The organism is Streptomyces sp. NPDC059917 (assembly GCF_042730635.1).
Classification (GTDB): Bacteria; Actinomycetota; Actinomycetes; order Streptomycetales; family Streptomycetaceae; genus Streptomyces.
The window spans coordinates 25,544-32,501 of record NZ_JBHWLC010000087.1 but is presented as its reverse complement, the minus strand read 5'-3'; the positions used below and the strand labels follow the sequence as shown (position 1 = coordinate 32,501).

The window sequence follows — 6,958 nt, the reverse complement described above, 5'->3', positions numbered from 1 at the left end:
GCCTTCTCGTACTCGGCCGCAACCTCATCCACCGCGGCGACCAACGCCTCCGGAATGAACTTGCCACCGAAATCACCGAAATAGCCCTCGGCGTTGGGGACGGAACCCTCGGGGTCCGGAATGAAGAACTCACTGGACGGCATGCCAGTACTCCTACGGAAGCAATCGGGTGGGATTCACCGTATTGCGCCGAGGGCCGCGAGCGCGTCCGACTCCACCACTGCCATAGCGACAGCGGAGTGCGGATCAGGGCGCGGGACGGCTACGACGCGGCTCCGCCACGCCATCGCATGCCGTTGACCTGGCCGGGCTCCGACCCGATCACGTACCGGACCCGGCGCCCGCGCACGCGCCGGGCCGGGGCGCGGCAGCCGCGGGGGCGGCAGCCGCGCGCCAGGGGCGCGTGGGCCGACGGCACGCCGACCAGGCCGGGGAGGCCGGGTCGGGTGCGGGCGGCGCGGGCGGACGGCATCACGGTGCGGGTCAGCTCCGCCCGTGGCGCAGGGCGGGGTGGGCGCCGGCGGCGACCAGGTCGGCCACGGCGGCCTTCGGGTCGCGGCCGGTGACCAGGGATTCGCCCACGAGGACGGCGTCGGCGCCCTCGTTCGCGTAGGCGATGAGGTCGTGCGGTCCGCGGATGCCGGACTCGGCGACCTTCACGATGTGGGCCGGGATCTCGGGGACGACCCGCTCGAAGGTCGAGCGGTCCACCTTGAGGTCCTTGAGGTTGCGCGCGTTGACGCCGATGATCTTGGCGCCAGCGGCGACCGCGCGCTCGGCCTCCTCCTCGTCGTGGACCTCGACGAGCGGGGTGAGGCCGATGGACTCGGCCCGCTCGATGAGGGAGACGAGGGCCTCCTGCTCCAGGGCCGCGACGATCAGCAGCACGAGGTCGGCGCCGTAGGCGCGGGCCTCCCACAGCTGGTACGCCGTGACGATGAAGTCCTTGCGCAGGATGGGAACGTCCACCCGTGCTCGTACGGCTTCCAGGTCCGCGAGGGAACCGCCGAAGCGGCGCTCCTCGGTCAGGACGGAGATGACGGCGGCGCCGCCCGCCTCGTAATCGGCGGCCAGGCCTGCCGGGTCTGCGATCGCGGCGAGCGCGCCCTTGGAGGGGCTGGAGCGCTTCACCTCACAGATCACCTTGACGCCTTCGCCACGAAGGGCGGCGACGCCGTCCTTGGCCTGGGGCGCCTTGGCGGCACGCTCCTTGAGCTCGTCGAGGCTGACGCGCGACTGCCTTTCGGCAAGGTCGGCGCGGACCCCTTCGATGATCTCGTCGAGCACACTCACGCGAGCGGCCCCCTTCCGGGTCGGTCGACTGGTTCAAGGTCAGCAATCAAATGGTATCCGCAGGAGGCACTCGCCTCTGCACACGATTGACGGCGTCCCATTGACTGGACATTCGGAATCTGCTCTTCAATCCGGGCCGCGTACGGGCTCACGGGGCCAGCGCCGACCCGAAGGGCAGGTTTCGGACAACGGCGAAAATCAGCGCCACGGCTCCGATCCCCCACCAGTACGGCGGTGCGAGGGCCAGCCGCGGGGTCGGCCCGCCGCGATAGGCGCGAATCAGCCACAGGATCATGAAGCCGGCGAAGACGAAGTAGCCGACGACCGCCATGGCGTTCGCGCCGAGAGCGGTGACCAGATCGCCGTGGGCGAACGCGTGGGCGCTGCGCAGCCCGCCGCAGCCGGGGCACAGGATCCCGGTCAGCCGGAACAGCGGGCACACCGGGTAGTGGCCCGGTTCGTACGGGTCCACGGCGGCGACGTAGCCCAGCGCCGAGGCGGCCACGGCCAGCGTGAGCACCGGGGCGGCGAGGCGACGGGCCCGGGTGGGGGCGGCGGGCCCGGCGCCGGGCGGCCCGGGCGTCGCCAGCGGGGTGTGTGAGGCGTCCACGCGCTGATTCTCGCCGGTCATGACAAAAGGCGCAGCCCGACGGGGCCGCGCCTTTCGATTCCGCTCCGGAACATCAGACCTTCGCGGCCTTGGCGGCCTTCGCGGCGGCGATGACCGTGGCGAGGTCCTTGTGCTCGGCCTTCGGCGCGCCCATGCCCGCCGCCTTCATCGCCATGCCGACGACGCCGCCCAGCGCCACGATGACCAGTCCGGCGACGAAGCCGGTCAGGTTCGCCAGCACCATGAACGCGCCGGAGACGCAGAAACCGACGAAAGCGATGATGACACCGGTCCAGGCGGCCGGGGTGTGTCCGTGGTCAGTGCCCGCCATGAGTTGCTCCTCGTTGGTCTTTGTCGATCTGGGTCGTTCTGTCGAACGCGTCTGTACGACCGCCCGGCCGTCATTGCCTTCATTGTCCCGCACCCGGGACGCCCCTCGCGCGCGGGGGGTGACCAGGCTTTCAGCGCCCGCCCGTGGGGTCCTCGCCCCGGTCCAGCGCCTTCCACAGGTCTTCCGGCCGGTCCGGGTCCACCACCGGCGCCTTGCGCGGCCGGGGCGTGCCGTCGCGCTCGTAGCGGCCGCCCATCGCGGGCCAGCTCCGGCCGAAGCGCAGGGCCAGCAGCCCGGCCAGCAGGATCAGGACCGCGCCCGCCGCCGTCACGTACGGCCACGCCGTGTGCGTGAGCGCGGCCGCGTGGGCGGCGGTGTCCGCGGTCGTGCGGGCCGCCGCGTCGTCCAGCGCCGCCCGGTCGCCCGCCCCCGCCAGCGCGGCGGCGATCGCGCCGAGGCCGCTCAGCGCGAGCAGCCCGGAGACCAGCAGACGGCTGCGACCGCGTACGGCGAAGACGGCGACCAGGGCCGCGAGGGCCACGATGGCCAGGGCCGCGGGCACCCCGGTGACGGCCCGCCCGTCGGCCGACAGCGGCAGCGCGCCGCCCCCGGCCGCGGCGGCGGTGCCGCGCGCCCAGGTCCGGCCCGAGGCCAGCAGGACGACGGTGGCGCCGAGCGCGCCGAGCAGCAGGGCCGCGGCGACGCTGCGGCGGCTGCCGCCGCCGCGCGCGGCGGCCGCAACGGCTTCCGGGGCGGCGGCGGGATCGGTTCGGGGTGGGGGTACGGCGCTCACGCACCCCACTATCCCCTACCGCTTCAGGCGGAGTGGAGCCGGTTCGCCGCTCCGACCGCGCGGAGCACCGCGGCGGCCTTGTTGCGGCACTCGGCGTCCTCCAGCTCGGGCACGGAATCGGCCACGACCCCGGCTCCGGCCTGCACGTACGCCGTGCCGTCGCGCAGCAGCGCGGTGCGGATGGCGATGGCCGTGTCGGCGTCCCCGGCGAAGTCGAGGTAGCCGACGCAGCCGCCGTAGAGCCCGCGGCGGGAGGGCTCCAGCTCCTCGATGATCTGCATGGCGCGCGGCTTGGGCGCCCCGGACAGGGTGCCGGCCGGGAAGCAGGCGGTCAGCACGTCGAAGGCGGTCCGGTCCTCGGCGACGCGGCCGGTGACCGTCGAGACGATGTGCATGACGTGCGAGTACTTCTCGATGCTCATGAAGTCGACGACCTCGACGCTGCCCGGTTCGCAGACCCGGCCGAGGTCGTTGCGGCCGAGGTCGACGAGCATGAGGTGCTCGGCGCGCTCCTTGGGGTCGGCCAGCAGCTCCTCGGCGAGGTCGTGGTCCTCCTGCGGGGTGGCGCCGCGGTGCCGGGTGCCGGCGATGGGGTGGACCATGGCCCGCCCGTCCTCGACCTTGACCAGGGCTTCGGGGCTGGAGCCGACGACGTCGAAGCCGTTCTCGAAGCGGAAGAGGTACATGTACGGGGACGGGTTGGTGGCGCGCAGCACCCGGTAGACGTCCAGGGCGGAGGCGGTGCAGGGGGTCTCGAACCGCTGCGAGGGCACGACCTGGAAGGCCTCGCCCGCGCGGATGCGTTCCTTGACGTCCTCGACGGCCGCCTGGTACTTCTCGCCGCCCCACAGGGCCGAGTACGCGGGCAGCTCGGAGGCCGGCAGCGGCGCGGGCGTGTACGGCGCCGGGCGGGAGAGGTCGACCTCCATCGCGTCGAGCCGGGCGACGGCGTCGGCGTAGGCCTCGTCGACGCCCGTGTCGAGGTCGTTGTGGTTGATCGCGTTGGCGATCAGCAGGACCGTGCCGTCCCAGTGGTCGAGGACCGCGATGTCCGAGGTGAGCAGCATCGTCAGCTCGGGGAGTTCGAGGTCGTCGTGGGCGTGCTCGCCGATCCGCTCCAGGCGGCGCACGATGTCGTAGCCGAGGTAGCCGACCATGCCGCCGGTGAAGGGCGGCAGGCCGCCCGAGAGGTCGCGCGGGGTGTGCAGGGCCTCGACGGTGGCGCGCAGCGCCTCCAGGGGGTCGCCGGTGGTGGGCACTCCGACGGGCGGGGTGCCGATCCAGTGCGCCTCGCCGCCCCGCACCGTCAGGGTCGCGTCGCTGCGGACGCCGACGAAGGAGTACCGCGACCAGGAGCGGCCGTTCTCGGCCGACTCCAGCAGGAACGTGCCCGGGCGCTCGGCGGCCAGCTTGCGGTAGAGGCCGACCGGAGTGTCCCCGTCGGCGAGGAGGCGGCGGCTGACGGGGATGACCCGGCGGTCGGCCGCGAGCTTGCGGAACGTTTCAAGATCCATGGCGTGCGACCTTACCTATTCGGCTTCGGCGGGGCGGAGGAGGACGTCGGTGTCGAAGCAGGTGCGGGTGCCCGTGTGGCAGGCCGCGCCGACCTGGTCGACCCGGACGAGCACGGTGTCGGCGTCGCAGTCCAGGGCGACGGACTTCACATGCTGGAAGTGGCCGGAAGTGTCTCCCTTGACCCAGTACTCCTGGCGGCTGCGGGACCAGTACGTGCAGCGGCCGGTGGTCAGGGTGCGGTGCAGGGCCTCGTCGTCCATCCAGCCGAGCATGAGCACCTCACCGGTGTCGTACTGCTGGGCGATGGCGGGCACCAGACCGTCCGCGGAGCGCTTGAGGCGCGCGGCGATCGCGGGGTCGAGGGAGGACGTACTCATGGGGACCATTGTGCCGCGCGGGGCGGGCCGGTACGGAGGACTGTCCGCCTGATGAGCAGGCGCGGGGTCGGTTCCGGCCGTAGGCTGGCCCGCATGTCTACCCATGCGAAGCGTGAACGACTGCTGCTGGCGGACCTGTTGGAGTCGGCGGGGCCCGAGGCGCCGACGCTGTGCGACGGCTGGCGGACCCGGGAACTGGCGGCGCACGTGGTGGTGCGGGAGCGTCGGCCGGACGCGGCGGGCGGGATCCTGCTGAACGTGCTCAAGGCCCGGCTGGACAAGGCGATGGCCGAGTACACGGCCAAGCCGTACGAGGAACTGATCCAGCTGATCAGGACCGGCCCGCCGAAGATGTCGGTGTACTCGCTGAAGCAGATCGACGAGGCCGCGAACGCGGTGGAGTTCTACGTCCACGCGGAGGACGTGCGCCGGGCCCAGCCGGACTGGTCGCCCCGCGAACTGGACCCGGTGTTCTCGGACTCGCTGTGGTCGCGCCTGGAGAAGCTGGCCCGCCTGACCGGCCGCCGCTCCCCGGTGGGCCTGGTGCTGCGCCGTCCGAACGGCCAGACGGCGGTGGCCCACAAGGGCACGCCGGTGGTCACGGTGACGGGCGACCCCGGCGAGCTGACCCTGTTCTGCTTCGGCCGCCAGGACGCCTCGCGGATCGAACTGGACGGCGAGAAGGACGCGGTGGCGAAACTGACGACGGCGAAGCTGGGCCTGTAGGGCGTCTCCTTCGGACGTGCTGGTCCCCGACTGCCCCCGGAGGCCGGGTCAGCCCGCCGTCAGGCGCCGCTCCAGCGGGGTCCGCATGCTGGGGCGCACGCGCAGGTCGCCGAAGAAGGCGGTCAGTCGCGCGGTCTCGGCCGCGATCGAGCCACGGGCCTCGCGCCCCGGGTCGGCTCCGGTCAGCAGCTCGGTGACGATCTCGCCGTCGGGTCGCTGCGTCCAGCCGCCGACGATCCGGCCGTCCCACCACAGGGTGGGCCCGATGTTGCCGTTGTTGTCGAAGAGCTCGGGGACGTGGGCCGGGTCCAGGTACCAGTCGCGCTGGATCCAGCCCATGGCGGTGGGATCGAGCGAGGGCAGCAGGGCGGCGGCGGGTTCGGGGGCGGCGGGCGCCTCCAGGTGGGCGGGCAGGGCGTGGGCCGGCCCGCAGCTCAGCTCGACGTCGACGGTGTCGACCTCGGCCAGCGCCTTGCGGATGTCGGTGAGCGTCCAGCCGGTCCACCACTTGAGGTCCGCGGTGGTGGCGGGGCCGAAGGCGGCGAGGTAGGCGGCGGCCAGTTCGGCCCGGGCCAGGCCGAGGGGCAGCTCGGGGTGGGGCTCGGCGATCATCCAGCGGAACTGCGAGGAGGCCCAGCTGCCGAGCGGGCGGCCGCGGCGGATGCGGCCCTCGGCGGCGAGCACGGACAGGACCCGGCTGGTGATGCGGGGCCTGGCCTCGTACGGCTTGCCCGGCGCCATCACGATCACCTCCTTCAACCGGGGCACCGCGTCGGCGAGTTGGGTCGCGGACGCTTCGCCGCGCTCGGCGAGGGCGGCGAGCACGGCGGCCTCGGTCCGGGCCAGCCAAGCGGCGTCGTGGCCCAGTTGCTCGGCCAGGACCTTGAGCAGCCCGGTGCGCTCGCGGGCGGCGACCGCGCGGGCGGTGGAGGCGTCGACGACGGGGGCCAGGGCGCGGGGCACGACGAACATGGTGCGGCGCATGCACAGCATCCGCGCCAGGCTCCGGTCGGTGTACAGGGCCCGCTCCAGCTCCGCCACCGAGGGGGTGGCCATGCGGGCGGCCGCGCTGAGGTGGACGCTGGCGGGATCGGTGGCGTGCAGGGCGAGCAGGGCGTCGACGACCTGCTCGGGGGTGGTGGCGCGCGTCGCGGGCGTCAGCAGGTGGCGCGTCACGAGCAGGGCGCGGCGGTGCTCGTCGGTGATCTTCGGCCGGGTAGCGGTCATGGCGACCACGCTAGGACGCAATGCGGACAGCGGACGTCCTCATTCGGTGGCGTCCTCGTTTCGGTGGCGTCCGCACGCGGCGCGAC

The 6,958-nt window shown here is 73.2% G+C and carries 9 protein-coding genes and 1 pseudogene; 1 reads left to right on the top strand and 9 read right to left on the bottom strand.

The features are described 5' to 3' along the window. The 8 genes and pseudogenes from ACFWAR_RS33695 to hisI form a co-directional block, all read right to left on the bottom strand. Nucleotides 1–143, bottom strand: a pseudogene (locus ACFWAR_RS33695) (tryptophan synthase subunit beta); the annotation flags it as partial. A gap of 119 nt (nt 144–262) precedes the next feature. Then, the gene (gene trpM, locus ACFWAR_RS33690) at nt 263–472 is read right to left on the bottom strand and encodes a tryptophan biosynthesis modulator TrpM (protein ID WP_354383962.1); all 210 of its coding nucleotides are present in this window, start codon (nt 470–472) and stop codon (nt 263–265) included. A gap of 11 nt (nt 473–483) precedes the next feature. Then, nucleotides 484–1,293, bottom strand: a complete 810-nt coding sequence (gene trpC, locus ACFWAR_RS33685) for an indole-3-glycerol phosphate synthase TrpC (protein ID WP_330329924.1) — start codon at nt 1,291–1,293, stop codon at nt 484–486. A gap of 148 nt (nt 1,294–1,441) precedes the next feature. Continuing rightward, nucleotides 1,442–1,903, bottom strand: coding sequence for a DUF2752 domain-containing protein (locus ACFWAR_RS33680; protein ID WP_385785640.1), 462 nt, complete (start codon nt 1,901–1,903; stop codon nt 1,442–1,444). Between the two features lie 73 nt (nt 1,904–1,976). Further along, complete coding sequence (locus tag ACFWAR_RS33675; protein ID WP_385785638.1) at nt 1,977–2,234, bottom strand: HGxxPAAW family protein; 258 nt, start codon at nt 2,232–2,234, stop codon at nt 1,977–1,979. A gap of 130 nt (nt 2,235–2,364) precedes the next feature. Beyond that, nucleotides 2,365–3,027, bottom strand: a complete 663-nt coding sequence (locus tag ACFWAR_RS33670; RefSeq protein ID WP_385785635.1) for a TIGR02234 family membrane protein — start codon at nt 3,025–3,027, stop codon at nt 2,365–2,367. Between the two features lie 23 nt (nt 3,028–3,050). Further along, entirely contained in the window at nt 3,051–4,541 is a 1,491-nt protein-coding gene (locus ACFWAR_RS33665) for an anthranilate synthase component I (RefSeq protein WP_385785632.1), read from the bottom strand. 15 nt (nt 4,542–4,556) lie between these two features. After that, complete coding sequence (hisI, locus tag ACFWAR_RS33660; RefSeq protein ID WP_354383956.1) at nt 4,557–4,928, bottom strand: phosphoribosyl-AMP cyclohydrolase; 372 nt, start codon at nt 4,926–4,928, stop codon at nt 4,557–4,559. 84 nt (nt 4,929–5,012) lie between these two features. Here hisI and ACFWAR_RS33655 point away from each other — a divergent pair, with 84 nt between their 5' ends. Then, nucleotides 5,013–5,645, top strand: a complete 633-nt coding sequence (locus ACFWAR_RS33655; protein ID WP_385785629.1) for a TIGR03085 family metal-binding protein — start codon at nt 5,013–5,015, stop codon at nt 5,643–5,645. A gap of 48 nt (nt 5,646–5,693) precedes the next feature. Here the strand turns inward: ACFWAR_RS33655 and ACFWAR_RS33650 are convergent, their stop codons facing one another. Beyond that, nucleotides 5,694–6,872 carry a winged helix DNA-binding domain-containing protein gene (locus ACFWAR_RS33650; protein WP_385785626.1) on the bottom strand — a complete coding sequence of 393 codons (1,179 nt, stop codon included), beginning with the start codon at nt 6,870–6,872 and terminating at the stop codon, nt 5,694–5,696. Nucleotides 6,873–6,958: the final 86 nt, after the last annotated feature.